We start from the raw sequence: 13,743 nt of genomic DNA, 5'->3' as shown, positions 1-13,743 counted from the left end.
TTAATAATATTCAAAAATTTTTAAGATTAAAAATTAGAGGATTATTTATGTTTAAAGCTGAATTAAGTGATTCTAGTATTTTAAAAACCAGTTTTGATGCAATTTCATCAATTGTTGATGAAGTTCAAATCCAAACTGACAGTGAAGGTATGAGATTAGATGCCTTAGACCGTAGTCACATAACTTTTGTTCATTTAGAACTCAAAGCAAGTTTGTTTGATGAATATGTTTGTGATGTTCCTGAAAAGATTAACATAGACACTGATGAGTTTATGAGAGTTCTTAAAAGGGCTAAATCTCAAGATAGAGTTTTAATGTCTGTTGATGAAGGTAATTTCATTATTACTTTTGAAGGAGATGCAACAAGAACATTTAAAATAAGATTAATTGATATTGAGTACGACAATCCTACTCCTCCTCAAATCAATCATCCTACATCATTTAAAGTTCGTTTCTCTATCTTAAAAGATTCAATCAACGATATTGAAATATTTTCAGATAAAATTGCTCTAGAAGTCGATGAAGATTACTTTATTGCATCTGCAGACGGTGAATTTGGTGATGCAAGTATCAAATATCTTCACGGTGAAAATATTAAAGAACATGCAAAATCTCTATTTTCTTTAGATAAGATTAGAGAAATGCTTAAAGCAGATAAATTTTCAGAGGAAGCCGAAATTAGTTTAGGTACTGACATGCCATTAAGTTTAACATTAACCATGGTTACAGGCGATGGAAAACTCAGTTTCTTGCTTGCTCCTAGATTAGAAACAGATGAATAATTTCATTTGTTTTTCTTATTTTATTTTTAAAAACCATCCGAGATGATAATAAGTGGATTTATATCAATCATTGCGTAAAATTCAGAAAAAAGAACGTGATAATGGTACATTAGCTCATGTTGAAGAGACTTTTTATAAGGATATTCATGAATATCTCAATGAGTTAAAGCAATCCGCTATTGATGATCCATTCTCTGATGTATACAATACTTTAAATGAGGCCAGAAGAATAGCTACTGAAATTTGTGAAAGACGTGAGCATAAAATTACAAGTGTAGCTGTCTTGAACATGAACAGGTCTTATCATCTTTTTTCCGGAAAACAGGAATTTGATTTGGTAGATTCCATGCCTTTAAATTTAACTCCTGAAGAGGAAACCTTTTACTTTTCCATAATTGAAACTTTAAAAAATCACAGGCTTAATATTTCAGGTCAGGAAATTCCTAAAGAAAGTCTTTCAGATGTGATTGAAGATGATGTTATTGATGAATCCGATGATGACAATGCTGCTCCTTCATTAAGTGATGTTGCTGATGTTGCTATGGGTAAAGAGGAAAGTGATGATGATATTTTAGATAAAGTCGATAAATCATTGGATGATGAAGATGATGAGGTTTTAAATAAGATTAATGAAATCTCCAAAGCTAAAGTAATCACTGATGAGGTAAGGGAACCTATTGAAAAACAGGTTGCTGATTCTAAAGTCAAAACAGAAGTAAAAAAAGAAGTTCCTAAAGCTGAAGTTAAAAAAGAAGATTCCAATCGGCCGGCTGATTTGGATGATATTGAAATTATCGATCCTGATGACCAGTTTATTGATTTGGATGCCCCAAAAAGAACAAGGGAATCTGAAATTGTAACTATTCTTGTTTTGGATGATGTCGGGTCCATTGTTGGTATTGATGAAAAAGTTTATGGTCCTTTCAGGTCACAGGATATTGTTACCTTACCAAAAATTAATGCAAATATTTTTGTGAAAAACAGAAAAGCCCGTTTTGTCAAAATATAAGATAACTTTATATACTCTTAATAATATAACTATATCTCATATCTATTTGTAATATTAAAAAATTATTTATTATAATTTGGATTTTTGCTGTTTGTAGACATAAACGGTTACTATGCAGTTTTTATCTCTAACTTTTTGATATAACTTGAGTTTAGATAAATTTACAATTAGATTTATAATGACTATTTAATTAAGCACTTTTGAGTGCGTATTAAAATAAAAAAATATATAATGGTGGAAATATGAAAATACCAAAAGAAAAAAGGACATACTGTCCTCATTGTAAAAAACATACAATTCACGAACTCCACACTGCTAAAAAAAGAAAAGCTAGTGAATTAACTTGGGGACAAAGACAATTCAGACGTGTTACCGCTGGTTACAGAGGTTATCCAAGGCCTTTACCTGCTGGAAACAAACCGGTTAAAAAATTAGACTTAAGAGCTAAATGTAAAGAATGTGGTAAATCTCACATTAAACAATCTTTCAGAACAGGAAAACCTGAATTTGTAGCAAAATAGGTGGTTAACATGGTTAGTAAAGGAAGAGGAAACTTTTTAAAAGTTAAATGTTTAGATTGTGACAATGAACAAATAATCTTTGACCGCGCAGCATCTGATGTTAAATGTATTATTTGTGGTAAAACTCTTGTTAAATCTCGTGGTGCTAAAGCTAAAATCACAGCACACATTGAAAAAGTTTTAAACTAAATTTTTTAGTTTTTAACTTATTTTTAACTATTTTTTAATTTTTACTTATTTTTGGGGTGATTTTACATGGTAAGAAAAAGTAGAGAATGGCCTGATGAAGGGGAACTTATAGTAGGTACTGTTTACAAAGTTCTTAACTATGGTGCATTCGCTAAATTAGAAGAATATCAAGGCAAAGAAGCTTTTATTCATATTTCTGAAGTCTCTGCTGGTTGGGTAAAAAATATTAGAGATCACGTAAGAGAAAATCAAAAGATTGTATGCCGTGTTCTAAGAGTAAACCCTAAAAAAGGACATGTGGATGCTTCTTTAAAAAGAATCCGTGAAGACCAAAGAACTAAAAAGATTCAACATTGGAAAATCGAACAAAAAGCTGAAAAGTTCTTGGAATTATCCGCTAAGTCTTTAGACAAAAATCTGGATGAAGCTTATGATGAAGTCGGTTATGAGCTCATGGATATCTTCGGTGATGTTTATGGCGCTTTTGAAACTGCAGCTGATGAAGGAGCTGAATCCTTAACTGAAGAAGGAATCCCTCAAGATTGGGCTGATGCTATTACAGAAGTAGCACAAAAGAATATTACTCCTCCGGAAGTTCATATTAATGGTTATGTTGATATAGAAACTTTTGTTCCTAACGGAGTCGAAATCATTATTGAAGCACTCAAGGCTGCTGAAGATAATGGTGACGATGAAGAGGAAATCAAAGTCCAGTGTGTTGGTGCTCCAAGATACAGAATCACTGTCAAATCAACAGATTATTTGCTTGCTGAAAAAGCACTTAAAGCCGCTGCTGATAGATGTATTGCTGTTGTTGAAGAATCTGATGGTAACGGATCATTTTTAAGAGAATTGGATGATTAGATTCTTATGAGTATGAAAATGCATAGATGTCCTGAATGTGGAATTTATACTTTAGAGGATAAATGCCCTAAATGCGATGGGGATTTGAAAGTGATTTATCCTCCAAAATTTTCTATTGAGGATAAATACGGAAAGTATCGCCGTATATTAAAAAAAGAATTAAGGGGAAAAAATGAAAGCCACTGATATTACTGTTTTAGAAGAAGTAGAGTTAAATAATCCTATTTTCATTGAAGCCTTACCTGGTGTTGGCCATGTGGGTAAATTAGTTGCAGACCATATGATTGATGAGTTAAACGCAACCAAATTTGCAGAAATCTATTCTCCAACTTTCCCGCCACAGGTTTTGGTTGGTGATGAGGGTATGATTGAAAATATGGTTAATGAATTGTATTATATTCGTGATTTAGGTGAAAATAATCAGGATATTATTATAATTGGTGGAAATACTCAATCATTATCTCCTGATGGCCAGTATATTGTTTGTCAAGAAATTTTAGAATTTTTAGAACCTTTCAATATCTCTAGAATTTTCACTTTAGGTGGAGTGCCTACAGGACAGCCTGTTGAAAATCCAAGAGTTTTGGGCGCTGCCAGTGATGAAGCTCACATCGAACTTTTAAAGGAAGTTGGTGTTGAAATGAGATCTAATGATGGTGCAATCGTTGGTGCTTCAGCATTATTTTTAGGTTTAGGAATGCGCAAAGGAATATATGGTGCTTGTTTAATGGGCGAAACCCCAGGTTACTTTATTGATGCCGAATCTGCTGAAGGTGTTTTATTGAAATTGGCCGATTTGCTTAATTTCGAGATTAACACTGAAAAACTTGATGAAAGAGCTGAAGAAACCAGACAAATGTTGGCTCAAGCTCAGCAAATGGAACAGGATTTAATTAATCGCGCCAATGCCGGAAATGCAGATGATTTAAGATATATTGGATAATTATCCAATTTTTATTTTTTTATGAATATTGTTGTTATTCCTGATGGTGCAATGATTGTTGTGCCGCTGATTGAAAAGAATGGACATACATATTTGTCTCCAACTAATTTTTCCAAATATGATAATGAACTGAATTTAAATCCTGATTTTAAAGTTAACATGTCCAGCGAAACTCCATCAGGCGTTCGTGGTCGTATTTCTCTTTTGATGCCTTTGCTGGATAAGGCTGATGCTGCAATAGTTTTGGGTCAAAGGCCAGCAAATTATGAGCCGATGTATGATGTTTTAAACGAACTGATTTTGTTTTGCGGTAACGGCTGTAATAATGCTCATTCATTAGCAGTTAATATTGTAAGTCAGTTGGATATTCCTGTTTTAAAATTGGCTTATCCAACCACTCGTGATGAAATTATTGATTTGATTGACAAGGTCAATCTATTTTTAAAAGATTTCAATTCTTCCATTGGTGATGATTTGGATGTTGATTTGAGAAATAAAAGTGAAAAAGTTTCATTGGAGGATTTTAAAAAAATTATTTTTTAAAATCGAACAATTTTTATCATCATCATGTTTTTTTAATTGACCATTAGTATGGGAAATTAATCATCTTTTTTGTAATCAATTTTAAATAAATCAATTTAAAGATAATATTATCATGTTGGTCAATTCTGATTTTCATATTCATAGCTGTTTTTCAATGGCTTCATCCAAGGACATGCTGATTAAAAATATCGCTCCTAAAGCCAAACTTAAAGGTTTAAACCTTATGGGAACCGGAGATGGTCTTCATCCCAAATGGTTGGATATCATTGAGGAATCCACCACTTATTCGGGGGATGGAATCTATTCGACAGAAGATATGGATTTTGTCATAACGACTGAAATTGAGGGAAAAAACAAGATTCATCATCTTATTATCATTCCCGATATTGATATTGCAAGGGAATTGTCTGAAAAATTGCCATCTAAAAACAAAGGCATTGACGGAAGGCCCAAAACCCATTTGGGTGGTGCTGAAATTCTAGAGTTGGTGCGCCAGTATGATTGTTTAATCGGTCCTGCTCATGCTTTTACTCCATGGACAGGAATGTATAAGTCTTTTGATAGTATTTATGATTGTTATGGAGCTAAAGTTGATTTTGTTGAGCTGGGACTGTCTGCAGATACAAATATGGCAGATACTGTTGCTGAATTAAAGGATTTTACATTTTTAAGTAATTCCGATGCACATTCTCCATGGCCTCACAGATTGGGTCGTGAATTTAATCAAATGGAGCTTGAAGATATTTCATTTTCTTCCATTAAGTATGCAATTAAACATTCAAACATTAAAGCAAATTATGGTCTTGTTCCAAATCTGGGAAAGTATCACATGACTGCATGTACCAAATGCTTTAAAATAATCGATCCCGAAATTGCCCAGAAAAATAAGATGAAATGTGACTGTGGGGGAAGAATTAAAAAAGGTGTTGATTATAGGATTTTTGAAATTTCTGATTTTAAATCCCCAAAACATCCTGATTTTAGACCGCCTTACATTCATTTGATGCCTCTTGCAGAGCTGATTTCCACTGTTTATGACAAGGGAGTTACAACAAAAACCGTTCAAAACATCTGGCAAAAATTAGTTGATAATTTTGCTAATGAAATAAATGTTTTAATTAATGCTGAGATTTCTGATATTGAAAAAATAGATTCAAAAGTATCTGAAGCGATTGAAGCGTTTAGAAATAATACAATTGATATTACTCCTGGCGGTGGAGGCAAATATGGTGAAATTAATTTCAAATCTTCCGTTAAAGAAGAAAAAAGTCCTAAAGTACTTACTTTGGATAATTTTTAAAACGGACTTGGAGGGATTTGAACCCTCGATCTTAAGATTAGGAGTCTTACGCCCTTCCAGACTAGGCTACAAGCCCAAAAAATTTTTAAATTTCTTTATAAAATCTTTAAAAAAAGTAGTTTTCATGAAAAGCGGACCCGCCGGCATTCGAACCCGGGACCTTCGGATTAGAAGTCCGACGCCCTATCCAGGCTAGGCTACGGGCCCCTCATAAACATCATTTATTTATTTTGTTTTTCTTATTATATATATTTAATTGTAATCTGTGTAGTCATGTTATATTTTTGTCCATGTAATAATATTTGTTTTTTGAGCACACATGAAAAAAATTCTTTTTTTAAAAAATAGTGAATGTATCTCTTAATTAAAAAAATAAAATAAGGTAGTAGAGAAATTATCCCCTACTTACTTGTCCGGTTGCATCATTAATAACAAAACCGTCTACAGCACTGTCATCAGTACTGTTGTAGATTGTGACATACCAGTAACCACCACTATATGATGGTGTTCCTGCATAACATCCAGACACTCCGATATGATCATTTGCTATTGCACGGATTTGTGAAGTTGTGTGGATTGTACCACTACCAGATCCTCCGCCAGATCCACCACCGGATCCTCCGCCGGAGCTTGAACCACTTCCAGAACCTGAACCGGATCCTGAACCTGAACCTGAGCCGGAACCAGACCCACCACCGGATCCACTTCCGCCTGAAGAAGGATTTGTTCCATTGTGGGTTGTGTTATTTCCAATACCATGTCCACCATTTCCAGAACCTGAACCCATACTAGCTAAATCTGAAAATATAGCATCTTGATTATTTATAATACCATAAGCTGCAACTGCAGTTGCAATACATAACACGATAATGATAGAAATTATTAAATTTGATTTTTCCATTATTGCACCCCCGTTACATTTTTGTAATTTCTAATTAATTGAATATATGTTTATTTCTATTACTTAAATGTTATTTAATACAAAAATTATAACAGTTATATTATATAAAACTTACTATATTAATCTATAAGATTATATTTGGAGGATTTTCAATGCCTTATCATGCAAAAACTATTGTTGTTGGATGTGGAAACATTCTTTTCAAGGATGATGGCTATGGGCCCATTGTTGTAAATTTGTTGGAAAAATATTTTGAAAATGAAACTGAAGATGATTTTGATCCTGTGGTAATTTCCTATATTGAAAATGACTTTTCAAAGGAAGTGCTTGATGAAGTTGAAGACATTGTCAGCGGTGTTGATTTGTCTGGTGAAGTAAAGTTTGTTGATGCCGGAAACGGTGCAACTCATTTCATATTTTCTCTTCCCGACGAGTATTGGGAGAAAGTCATTGTCGTTGATGTCGTTGATTATGACGCTGAAGCAGGATCAGTTAGAACATTTTCTCCTTTTGAGATGCCTAGGGACAAATATGAAAATGTCCACACATATTCTGTTGAAGAACCGCTTCATGAGTTATCCGAGAAATGTGAGGTTGTTATTGTGGGATGTAAGCCTGGTGAGATATCAACTCCGGATGTTGAAATGGGATTAACTGAAGAGGTTGAAAAGGCGATTCCCGAAACAATTCGTTTGATTTTAAATGAAATTAAATAATATTTTTTTATATTTTAGTATTACTTCATGTAATATAAATTTATTATAAAGTATTACTTTTTATTATTTTATTGTAAAATAAGCATATTTTCCGTGGAAAATGCAAGTGGTCACTTTCGTTTTTTATGTATTATTTTAAGGTTTGATTAATTCATTAATTCTTTTTGTTTAACCTAAACTTTTTACTACATTTTTTAAAATATTTATTAATTTATCATTATTTATCATGGATTTCCTTGCAGTATAGGGCTTAGATTTTTTATTATTTAAAGTTTACTATTTAATTTTTAAAGTATCACTTATTAATAACATTAGAGAAATATATATATCGTTATTTCAAATAACAAATTTTTTAATTACGAAAGAAGGTGACATATTTGACAGATAGAGTAGTTATATCTCCTACAACTCGTCAAGAAGGCCATGCCGAATTGGTTATGGAAGTTGACGATGCAGGGATAGTTACAAAAGGTATGTATTTTAGTATTACTCCTGTAAGGGGTTTAGAAAAGATGGTTCTTGACAAGGCACCTGAAACCGCTCCTGTATTATGTCAAAGAATCTGTGGAGTTTGTCCAATTCCACACACTTTGGCTTCAGCAGAAGCAATGGATATGGCATTAGGAATTGAAATTCCTAAAGCAGGTAAATTGTTAAGAAAAGCTACCTTAGCAGCTCATAACATTAACAGTGCAGCTATTCACCACTTCTTAGTTGCAACAGATTTCGTCCCAGAAGACAAATTTGTTACTGCTGTAGACAGTGTAAGTGAAATCAGAAAAAATGTACAATATGTTGTTGATATGATTGCTGGTGAAGGTATTCACCCATCTGATATTAGAGTAGGTGGAATGGCTAGAAACATTACTCCATTCACAAAAGATAGATTAATCGAAAGAATGACTGCACTTAAACCAAAACTTGAAGCACACATTGAATTAATCAAAAACTGTGTTGCTGAAAGTGCTGAAAAATTAGGTATTCCTGAAGATTTAGGTGTTGTTAACCAACCATTAATGGCTGTTGACCCACTTTATGGTAGTAACGACTTCGACATGGACAAATTCTCTGAAGTATTACCTGAAACCTGGTATGATGACCCAGAAATTGGTAAAAGAGGATGTTCCGTAATTCCTTTATGGGACGGTCAAAATGTTGAAACTGGTCCTAGAGCAAGGATGGAAAAATACCAAGGATTCAAAGGTAAAGGTGTAATCGCTCAACACGTTGCACGTGCAGACGAAATGTTGAAAAACTACGACGCATGTTTAGAAGCATTAGATGCAATTGACCCTGCAGCTTCTGCAAAAGCAGATTATGATCCTAGAGGAACCGGAGAACTCGGTTTCGGTATCATCGAAGGTCCTAGAGGAACCAATGCTCACATGGCAAAAGTTGTTGACGGTAAAACCGCATTCTACTCTGCTATTGTACCAACTACTTGGAACATTCCAACTATGGGTCCTGCAACTGAAGGATTCCATCATGAGTTCGGTCCACATGTTATCAGAGCATACGACCCATGTTTATCATGTGCTACTCATGTAATGGTAGTTGACGATGAAGACAAATCCATTCTTAAAAATGAAATGGTGAGAATCTAAGTTTGGAGGAAATAATTAATGCCTTATAATTCGGATATCATTGTAGTTGGATGTGGGAATATATTGTTTAGGGATGACGGATTCGGTCCTATCCTCATAAATATTCTACAGAAATACTTTAACGATACCAACGATTATTATGATCCTGTTGTTACATCTTATGTAGAAGATGAATTCGATAAAGACATTTTAAACACAATTCAAGAAAAATTTGAAGGTATTTCATTGCCTGACGGTGTCCAGTTTGTTGATGGTGGAACTGCAGCTCCTTCCAATTTCTTCCCGTTGTATGAAGAATATGACTGGAAAAAATTAATTGTTTTGGATGTTGTGGAATTCCAGGCAGAACCTGGAACTGTTGAGGTATTTGATCCTAATATTATGAAAATAGGAAAATATGACAATCCTCATGGAATGACTGTTGAAGAGCCTCTTCAAAAAATTTCAGAAAAATGTGAGGTTGTTGTCGTTGGTTGCAAACCAAAAGAAATTCCAACTCCGGATGTTCATATGGGTTTAACGGAACCTGTAGAAAAGGCAATTCCTAAAGCTATAGATATTATTTTAAATGAAATCGGGGTAAAATAATGTTTGACAAATTGAAAAAAGCTTTTGGCGGTTCAAATGAACCAGCAAAACCAAAAGTAGAAAAAGAAGTTAAAGCAGCAGCTCCTGCAAAAGAAGAACCTAAAGCAGCAGCTCCTGCAGAAACTAAAGCTGCTTCATCCAAACCACGTATTGGTTACATACACTTAAGTGGTTGTACTGGTGATGCAATGTCTTTAACAGAAAACTATGACATTTTATCTACTGTTTTAACTGATATGGTTGATATTGTATACGGACAAACTTTAGTCGACAAATGGATCCATGGTACTTATGCTGAAGAAATGCCAGAAATGGATGTCTGTTTAATTGAAGGGTCTGTTTGTTTACAAGATGAACACAGTGTTCACGAACTTTTAACTGCTAGAGAAAAATCAGGTTTAATTGTTGCATTCGGTTCCTGTGCTGTTACCGGTTGTTTCACAACCTACGCACGTGGTGGTCAACAAGCACAACCTAAACACGAATCATACTTACCTATCAGTTCATTAGTAAAAGTTGATGCAGTACTTCCAGGATGTCCTGTAGCTCCTGAAATGATTGCAAAAACTGTCGTTGCTGTATGTGAAGGTGACTTAGATTACTTAAAACCAGCAATGGACTTAGCTGCATGTAACTCTGCATGTGGTTGTGATGTATTAACAAACGTAGTCCGCCAAGGATTATGTTCTGGATGTGGAACTTGTGGTCTAGCTTGTCCAACAAGGGCAATGGGCTATTCTGAAGGTAGACCTAGCTGTGACAGAGACAGATGTATTAAATGTGGTACCTGTTACGTAATGTGTCCAAGATCATGGTTACCTGAAGGAAGAATTAAAAAGGAAACAGGACTTTAGGAGGATTGGATATGCCATTAGGTACTTATAAAGAAGCAGTATCTGCAAGATCTACTGATAGTAAAATTTTAGACGTATCACAAGATGGAGGAATTGTTTCAGCATTATTATGTTACGCAATCGATGAAGGTATCATTGAAGGTGCTGTTGTTGCTGGAACTCCTGATGATGATTGGAGACCTATTCCTACAGTTGTAACTTCATCTGATGAAGTTATCGCAGCTGCTGGAACTAAATACTCAATGTCCCCAACTTTATCTGCATTAAAAGATGCTGTTCGTCAAAACGGTCTTGAAAAAGTCGGTGTAGTTGCAACTCCATGTCAAGTACAAGGTTTAAGAAAAGCTAAAGCTTATCCATTTACCAGATTTGTTACCGAAAAAGTAAACTTAATCATCGGTATTTACTGTATGGAAAACTTCCCTATGGCTTCTCTTGATACTTTTGCAACTTCCAAATTAGGATTTGACTCCTTAACTGAAGCTAGTAAAATGGACATCGGTAAAGGTAAATTCTGGTTAACTAAAGACGGTGAAGACAAAGGTTTAGCTATTAAAGAAACTCACGGATACGAACAAGCTGGATGTAACGTATGTCAAGATTACGTTGCTGAATGGGCTGATGTATCTACCGGTTCTGTAGGATCACCTGACGGATGGTCCACTGTTTTAGTCAGAACTGACGACGGTGAAAGTGTCTTTAAAGCAGCAGTTGATGCAGGTCTTATTGAAACCAAACCAATGGACGATGTAAAACCAGGTCTTCCTTTACTTGAAAAATTAGCTAAAGGTAAAAAAGACAAAAATACTGCAGAACGTGAAAGAAGAGCTAAAATGGGTGTACGTATCCCTACTATTTACTAATCTTCTTTCTTTTTTTTCTTTTTTTTAAAAAATAGTAATAAAGAGAGTAAACTCTCTTATAATGTTGTAACAGTACAACCTTCTTTTTCTACAATTACTGTGTGTTCTTTTTGTGAAACAAAGTAACCTTTTTTCTCTTTGAGAGGTGCATACGGATAAATTGCCATTGCGTCGGCAAGCTGTTTGAGTGCAATGTTTCCTCTTCTTTCTCCAAATTTCTCAGTTATCCATCTGCCTGAAAATGGCAGGTACTGGTTGTTGTTTTGGATATAATTAAGTACTTTTTGTGTGTTTTTCATTCTGAATGGCTTATTTGCCATATATGAGAAAATATAATGTCCTGGTCCATCATTAACATATCCTGCACCGTTTGTTGCGAAAGGTTCAATAGCTATTGCCTGACCTTCATCCAAAACGAATGGGTCATGATTGTCATAGTTTGGAATTGAAATTCCAGCATGCAAATTATATTGCTCCAAACTGTGTCCTGTCAGGTTAAATATCGGATTTAGGTTAAAGTCTTCAATTGCTTCATGGACTGCAGCTCCGATTTTTCCGACTTCAACTCCTGCTCTGACTGTTGCTATTGCCGCTTCAAGACCTGCTGCTGAAGCCTCTATGATTTCTTCATGGAGGTTTATTTCATCCTGGGAGTAATTTTCTTCAATATTTCCTCCAGCCATTATTGTTACAGCAGAATCTGCAATGCAGCCATCTATTTCTGCTCCTAGATCTAGTTTAACTAAATCTCCTGCATGGATAACTGTTTTATCATTAATTGGGGATGTGTAATGGGCAGCAACTTCATTAATGGATACGTTGCATGGAAATGCAATTCCTGCACCCTGTTTCAATATTTCTTCTTCTACATATTCCACTAAATCCAATACCAAACATCCTTCCTTTATCATTTCTGATGCATCTGAGCGTATTTTTGAAACTATTTTTCCAGATTTTATATAAGAGTCAATCATAATTATCACTTTTCAATAATAAATGTTATATTTAATAAGATTTAAATATTTATTATATCTTAATTATTAATTGGAGGTCAACTTATGGATATGAATATTCCAGCAATTCCGGATCAAATGTTTTTATTAATTATATTATTAATCGTTTCATTAGTTCTCATTATTATTGTTTACCAATGGAGAAAAGTTGCTCAAGCTAGAACCTCTGTAGATATGCTTGAAAAAGAAATTCAACTTAAAAAAATGTCTATGGTCGAAAAGGACATAGAATCTAAAAGGTTAATGGACAATCCTATTCCTTTACCTCAAGACCAGCAAGACTCTCTTAAAGCTATTAGACAATCAACTAATGATGTAAGAAGTGAGATTGGTTTTTTACACAGCCAAATAAATGAAAGATTAGCAAGATTGGAAGCACAAACCGAACAGAAAAAGTTAGAAAAAATGCTTAAAGAGATCGAAGCTAAAGAGAAAAAGCTCAATAAAACAAATAAATAGGTGGAATTATGGAAGTTATTGAAGCTGTCGCTATAATCATTTTAGTAATTGCTATTGTTGTTTTGGTTTACTATTATTTATTGAATACTCCAGGTACTATGAATAAGCTCAAGGCTTATATTCCAACAAGTGCTGATGCACATATGAATGAAGTGCTTAATAAAAATTCTGAATACAATGATTTAAATAAAGATAAAGAGTCAGAATCTGTAACTAAAAGAATAAAAGTTAAATTGAGCGACATTGATAAAGCAAGTATCAACACAGATGCTTTTTCTAAAAAACTTGATTCATTCTTGGATGAAAAAAGTGATGAATTGATTAAAGACTGGTCACTTGCAACAAAAAAAGATCTTGGAGAACTTGAAGCCAAGTTTACCGAAACCACCAATTCTGTTGATGCACTTGATAAAGATTATCAGGAATTTAAAAAATCTTCTCAAGAATTCCAGGAAGCTACAGAAGAAAAGCTCAATGATTTGGATAAAAGAATTAAAGCATTAGAAAAATAATTTTTTGAAATGGGATAAATTCATCCCTAATTTCTACTTTTATAGAAAGTTTTATATATTATCGCGAATATAGTATTAGTGT

General features: G+C 34.0%; 18 protein-coding genes and 2 tRNA genes. 16 read left to right on the top strand and 4 right to left on the bottom strand.

The genetic code is table 11. The features are described from left to right. Nucleotides 1-47: 47 nt before the first annotated feature. The 9 genes from pcn (at nucleotide 48) to ACKI5C_RS03870 (ending at nucleotide 6,151) form a co-directional block, all read left to right on the top strand. On the top strand, nucleotides 48-782 hold the full coding sequence (pcn, locus tag ACKI5C_RS03910; protein WP_407431901.1) for a proliferating cell nuclear antigen (pcna): 735 nt from the start codon (nucleotides 48-50) through the stop codon (nucleotides 780-782). Between the two features lie 52 nt (nucleotides 783-834). Beyond that, nucleotides 835-1,791 carry a hypothetical protein gene (locus ACKI5C_RS03905; RefSeq protein ID WP_407431900.1) on the top strand — a complete coding sequence of 319 codons (957 nt, stop codon included), beginning with the start codon at nucleotides 835-837 and terminating at the stop codon, nucleotides 1,789-1,791. 242 nt (nucleotides 1,792-2,033) lie between these two features. After that, entirely contained in the window at nucleotides 2,034-2,312 is a 279-nt protein-coding gene (locus tag ACKI5C_RS03900) for a 50S ribosomal protein L44e (protein WP_296794498.1), read from the top strand. 9 nt (nucleotides 2,313-2,321) lie between these two features. After that, entirely contained in the window at nucleotides 2,322-2,501 is a 180-nt protein-coding gene (locus tag ACKI5C_RS03895) for a 30S ribosomal protein S27e (protein WP_042691937.1), read from the top strand. Between the two features lie 66 nt (nucleotides 2,502-2,567). After that, nucleotides 2,568-3,365: a translation initiation factor IF-2 subunit alpha gene (locus ACKI5C_RS03890; RefSeq protein WP_407431899.1), complete on the top strand. Its 798-nt coding sequence runs from the start codon at nucleotides 2,568-2,570 to the stop codon at nucleotides 3,363-3,365. 6 nt (nucleotides 3,366-3,371) lie between these two features. Continuing rightward, the gene (locus ACKI5C_RS03885) at nucleotides 3,372-3,551 is read left to right on the top strand and encodes an RNA-protein complex protein Nop10 (RefSeq protein WP_407431898.1); all 180 of its coding nucleotides are present in this window, start codon (nucleotides 3,372-3,374) and stop codon (nucleotides 3,549-3,551) included. Then, nucleotides 3,538-4,308, top strand: coding sequence for a proteasome assembly chaperone family protein (locus ACKI5C_RS03880; RefSeq protein WP_407431897.1), 771 nt, complete (start codon nucleotides 3,538-3,540; stop codon nucleotides 4,306-4,308). The genes ACKI5C_RS03885 and ACKI5C_RS03880 overlap by 14 nt, the downstream gene beginning before the upstream one ends. 21 nt (nucleotides 4,309-4,329) lie before the next feature. Beyond that, nucleotides 4,330-4,851: a DUF2112 family protein gene (locus ACKI5C_RS03875; protein WP_407431896.1), complete on the top strand. Its 522-nt coding sequence runs from the start codon at nucleotides 4,330-4,332 to the stop codon at nucleotides 4,849-4,851. A 112-nt stretch (nucleotides 4,852-4,963) separates the two neighbouring features. Beyond that, a complete protein-coding gene (locus ACKI5C_RS03870) occupies nucleotides 4,964-6,151 on the top strand; it encodes a TIGR00375 family protein (protein ID WP_407431895.1) in 1,188 nt (395 codons plus the stop codon). Between the two features lie 2 nt (nucleotides 6,152-6,153). Here ACKI5C_RS03870 and ACKI5C_RS03865 read toward each other — a convergent pair. The 3 genes from ACKI5C_RS03865 to ACKI5C_RS03855 all read right to left on the bottom strand — a co-directional run bounded on the left by ACKI5C_RS03865 (nucleotide 6,154) and on the right by ACKI5C_RS03855 (nucleotide 7,052). Continuing rightward, nucleotides 6,154-6,227 (bottom strand) — tRNA-Arg (locus ACKI5C_RS03865). 56 nt (nucleotides 6,228-6,283) lie between these two features. Beyond that, nucleotides 6,284-6,358 (bottom strand) — tRNA-Arg (locus ACKI5C_RS03860). A 187-nt stretch (nucleotides 6,359-6,545) separates the two neighbouring features. Beyond that, the gene (locus ACKI5C_RS03855) at nucleotides 6,546-7,052 is read right to left on the bottom strand and encodes an endoglucanase (protein ID WP_407431894.1); all 507 of its coding nucleotides are present in this window, start codon (nucleotides 7,050-7,052) and stop codon (nucleotides 6,546-6,548) included. A 152-nt stretch (nucleotides 7,053-7,204) separates the two neighbouring features. Between ACKI5C_RS03855 and frhD (ACKI5C_RS03850) the strand changes: the two genes are divergently transcribed. The 5 genes from frhD (ACKI5C_RS03850) (at nucleotide 7,205) to frhB (ending at nucleotide 11,677) form a co-directional block, all read left to right on the top strand. After that, the gene (gene frhD / locus ACKI5C_RS03850; RefSeq protein WP_407431893.1) at nucleotides 7,205-7,768 is read left to right on the top strand and encodes a coenzyme F420-reducing hydrogenase, FrhD protein; all 564 of its coding nucleotides are present in this window, start codon (nucleotides 7,205-7,207) and stop codon (nucleotides 7,766-7,768) included. Nucleotides 7,769-8,145: 377 nt separating this feature from the next. Further along, nucleotides 8,146-9,372: a coenzyme F420 hydrogenase subunit alpha gene (gene frhA, locus ACKI5C_RS03845; protein WP_407431892.1), complete on the top strand. Its 1,227-nt coding sequence runs from the start codon at nucleotides 8,146-8,148 to the stop codon at nucleotides 9,370-9,372. 18 nt (nucleotides 9,373-9,390) lie between these two features. Beyond that, a complete protein-coding gene (gene frhD / locus ACKI5C_RS03840) occupies nucleotides 9,391-9,960 on the top strand; it encodes a coenzyme F420-reducing hydrogenase, FrhD protein (protein WP_407431891.1) in 570 nt (189 codons plus the stop codon). Further along, nucleotides 9,960-10,814 carry a coenzyme F420 hydrogenase subunit gamma gene (gene frhG / locus ACKI5C_RS03835; RefSeq protein WP_407431890.1) on the top strand — a complete coding sequence of 285 codons (855 nt, stop codon included), beginning with the start codon at nucleotides 9,960-9,962 and terminating at the stop codon, nucleotides 10,812-10,814. Before frhD (ACKI5C_RS03840) ends, frhG begins: the two co-directional genes overlap by 1 nt. A gap of 11 nt (nucleotides 10,815-10,825) precedes the next feature. Continuing rightward, nucleotides 10,826-11,677, top strand: a complete 852-nt coding sequence (gene frhB / locus ACKI5C_RS03830; RefSeq protein ID WP_296798983.1) for a coenzyme F420 hydrogenase subunit beta — start codon at nucleotides 10,826-10,828, stop codon at nucleotides 11,675-11,677. Between the two features lie 56 nt (nucleotides 11,678-11,733). Here frhB and map read toward each other — a convergent pair whose 3' ends face one another. Continuing rightward, entirely contained in the window at nucleotides 11,734-12,651 is a 918-nt protein-coding gene (gene map, locus ACKI5C_RS03825; protein ID WP_407431889.1) for a type II methionyl aminopeptidase, read from the bottom strand. Between the two features lie 90 nt (nucleotides 12,652-12,741). Here map and ACKI5C_RS03820 point away from each other — a divergent pair, with 90 nt between their 5' ends. Both ACKI5C_RS03820 and ACKI5C_RS03815 read left to right on the top strand, forming a co-directional pair. Then, nucleotides 12,742-13,149, top strand: coding sequence for a hypothetical protein (locus tag ACKI5C_RS03820; RefSeq protein ID WP_407431927.1), 408 nt, complete (start codon nucleotides 12,742-12,744; stop codon nucleotides 13,147-13,149). An 8-nt stretch (nucleotides 13,150-13,157) separates the two neighbouring features. Then, nucleotides 13,158-13,661, top strand: a complete 504-nt coding sequence (locus ACKI5C_RS03815; RefSeq protein WP_407431888.1) for a hypothetical protein — start codon at nucleotides 13,158-13,160, stop codon at nucleotides 13,659-13,661. The last annotated feature ends 82 nt before the right edge of the window (nucleotides 13,662-13,743 follow it).

It is taken from the genome of Methanobrevibacter sp., assembly GCF_045646045.1.
Lineage (GTDB): Archaea > Methanobacteriota > Methanobacteria > Methanobacteriales > Methanobacteriaceae > Methanocatella.
The sequence above is the reverse complement of the archived record's forward strand: the minus strand, read 5'-3'. Positions and strand labels throughout refer to the sequence as shown.

Coding starts and splice junctions, on each gene's coding strand:
- pcn (WP_407431901.1), top strand. CDS start 48: ATGTTTAAAGCTGAATTAAGTGATTCTAGTATTTTAAAAACCAGTTTT.
- ACKI5C_RS03900 (WP_296794498.1), top strand. CDS start 2,034: ATGAAAATACCAAAAGAAAAAAGGACATACTGTCCTCATTGTAAAAAA.
- ACKI5C_RS03895 (WP_042691937.1), top strand. CDS start 2,322: ATGGTTAGTAAAGGAAGAGGAAACTTTTTAAAAGTTAAATGTTTAGAT.
- ACKI5C_RS03890 (WP_407431899.1), top strand. CDS start 2,568: ATGGTAAGAAAAAGTAGAGAATGGCCTGATGAAGGGGAACTTATAGTA.
- ACKI5C_RS03885 (WP_407431898.1), top strand. CDS start 3,372: ATGAGTATGAAAATGCATAGATGTCCTGAATGTGGAATTTATACTTTA.
- ACKI5C_RS03880 (WP_407431897.1), top strand. CDS start 3,538: ATGAAAGCCACTGATATTACTGTTTTAGAAGAAGTAGAGTTAAATAAT.
- ACKI5C_RS03875 (WP_407431896.1), top strand. CDS start 4,330: ATGAATATTGTTGTTATTCCTGATGGTGCAATGATTGTTGTGCCGCTG.
- ACKI5C_RS03870 (WP_407431895.1), top strand. CDS start 4,964: ATGTTGGTCAATTCTGATTTTCATATTCATAGCTGTTTTTCAATGGCT.
- ACKI5C_RS03855 (WP_407431894.1), bottom strand. CDS start 7,052: ATGGAAAAATCAAATTTAATAATTTCTATCATTATCGTGTTATGTATT.
- frhD (WP_407431893.1), top strand. CDS start 7,205: ATGCCTTATCATGCAAAAACTATTGTTGTTGGATGTGGAAACATTCTT.
- frhD (WP_407431891.1), top strand. CDS start 9,391: ATGCCTTATAATTCGGATATCATTGTAGTTGGATGTGGGAATATATTG.
- frhG (WP_407431890.1), top strand. CDS start 9,960: ATGTTTGACAAATTGAAAAAAGCTTTTGGCGGTTCAAATGAACCAGCA.
- frhB (WP_296798983.1), top strand. CDS start 10,826: ATGCCATTAGGTACTTATAAAGAAGCAGTATCTGCAAGATCTACTGAT.
- map (WP_407431889.1), bottom strand. CDS start 12,651: ATGATTGACTCTTATATAAAATCTGGAAAAATAGTTTCAAAAATACGC.
- ACKI5C_RS03820 (WP_407431927.1), top strand. CDS start 12,742: ATGAATATTCCAGCAATTCCGGATCAAATGTTTTTATTAATTATATTA.
- ACKI5C_RS03815 (WP_407431888.1), top strand. CDS start 13,158: ATGGAAGTTATTGAAGCTGTCGCTATAATCATTTTAGTAATTGCTATT.